This is a genomic window from Microcystis sp. M53603_WE2, assembly GCF_030065435.1.
On the sequence record NZ_JASJFF010000239.1, the window covers coordinates 1 to 1,859 of the forward strand.

3 protein-coding genes are annotated in these 1,859 nt (G+C 42.5%); all 3 read right to left on the minus strand.

The window, feature by feature from the left end:
- Positions 1 to 246: DUF3611 family protein (locus PX481_RS05135; protein WP_288093882.1), on the minus strand; the 246-nt coding region annotated here is incomplete at its 3' end.
- Between the two features lie 74 nt (positions 247 to 320).
- Complete coding sequence (locus tag PX481_RS05140) at positions 321 to 1,010, minus strand: J domain-containing protein (protein ID WP_002763029.1); 690 nt, start codon at positions 1,008 to 1,010, stop codon at positions 321 to 323.
- Positions 1,007 to 1,279, minus strand: a complete 273-nt coding sequence (locus PX481_RS05145) for a hypothetical protein (RefSeq protein ID WP_071825130.1) — start codon at positions 1,277 to 1,279, stop codon at positions 1,007 to 1,009. The genes PX481_RS05140 and PX481_RS05145 overlap by 4 nt, the downstream gene beginning before the upstream one ends.
- Positions 1,280 to 1,859 lie beyond the last annotated feature (580 nt).

Consider the following 1,859-nt stretch of genomic DNA (forward strand, 5'->3'; position numbering starts at 1 on the left):
CCCACCAATGGCACATAAAACACCGATTTCAATGCCAGAAGTGCGTTGTCTCGTCCCTAATAAACTAGCGGTAGCAATGAGTAATAAAACCCCTGAAATCACGCCTAGGACAATCTGCGTCCAAAAACCGATTCTTCCCTGACGTAAAAGGATATTAGCAGCCCGTTGGACGGCCGGAGGCAAGGAATAAAGATCAGAATCTCTGGTGGTGGATATATTGGTAATTTCTGATTGTTTGTCTCTCATCGGGGTTAAGCTAGGGATTGGGTAAATCTGGTCTTGATCTATTTTCGTCTTTTTTTTTGCCCATGGCTAGAGATTTAATTTTGGCACTGACTGGCTATCTGTTTAGCTTCCACCTGTAAACGCTGGGCCATGCGAAACATTTCTTGACCGGTGTGGAGAGAGCGATCATCGTAGTTAAGGGTAAAGGTTTCTAATTCTTCTAGTCCGTCAGTGAGATGATTGAGACAGTAGTAAAGAGAAGCGGCCACTTTGGCCATTTTGGCAGGGTTGGGCCTTTGGCAAAAGAGGGTTTTGGCTCGATCGAGATTTTGGCGACAGGTTTCTAGATAGTCTTGAAAAACAGCCATTAACTGATCATCGAAGGGATCGGCGGATAGGTGATCGATCTGACCTTTGAGAGGTCGAATAATTTGACCGATCAGACGATTAATCGGGCTATAGGTCTGGTTATACCACTGTTTCACCAGGGCCTCGTCTTCCTGGACTGCCTCTTTGTAACGATGGTAATTTGCTTGGGCAGTGGCAGTGCGTTGGCCGCGTTTTTCGGGAAAATTGGCGATTAGTTGGTTATCGTAGTCCTTTCTTAGCCTCGGATCGCTTAAAATCTCGTAGGCGGCGTTAATAGCGACGATTTTATCGTGACTGGCACTATCGTTTTGACTATCGGGATGGAATTGTCTGGCTAAACGCCGATAGGCCCGTTTAATCTCGTCAGGGGTCGATTTATGGCTGATTTCTAAGGTTTGGTAGTGGTTGCCGGTCATGAGCGCAAGCGATCGATCTGTCTTTTATTATTATCGACTATGCTTAACGCGGCGGAGAAGGAGAATTGTCGAGAGTGGGAAAGTGGGGAGGTGGGGTGTGGGGTGTGGGGTGTGGGGTGTGGGAAGAATACATAAAAATAATCTCCTGTCTCCTGAATACTGACTTCTGACTCCCGACTCCTGACTTCTAACCCCATGTTGGACAAAGATAAGCAAAAATTATTTATTGACTCCAAAAACTTGAGAATATTTAAATTAACATTTCGCAATATTTATAAATTCTTAAGAATTAATTGAGAAAGATTTTTATTTAACAACGATGTTACAATGGTTACAGCGATTTGATAGAATTTCATAGTGGGTTATTATGTGCTTTTTTGGGCAGCAATGGCTCAAACCCTTGCCACACCTACAAGGTGATCCTAATTAAAACAGGTAAATCAGTCAATTTCACCCATAACGATGATCTTTTTTTTGTGTAGTTTTATTGCAAAAAAAAAGTTTTTTTGACAAAAAGCACAAAGTATGATAGGAAACCAATGTATTTCTGGCTGCCAGTAGTTATTGCAGAGTGGGAAGTGGAGAAGTGGAGAAGTGGGGAAGTGGGGAAGGGGAGCATCTCACCTTTGTAACCCCTAAATCAGGTTTTATGTCAAACTATTTTGAAAGCCTTACTAGGGCTGGCTGAATAATGGTAAAACCCTTTTAAAATAAGGCTTTTGACCTGTTAAAGTCCGATGTTAGTGCAAGAAAATAGGATTGGGACTTTCAAAAACCTTGCATTATCCAACATGTAGTACAACGCTTAATACACAAAACAAGGGCAACAAAGCCTTAAACGACTGGCTA

What these genes read in the sequence shown, in the direction of transcription:
- PX481_RS05140 (WP_002763029.1), bottom strand. Translation starts at nt 1,010, where the DNA reads ATGACCGGCAACCACTACCAAACCTTAGAAATCAGCCATAAATCGACC.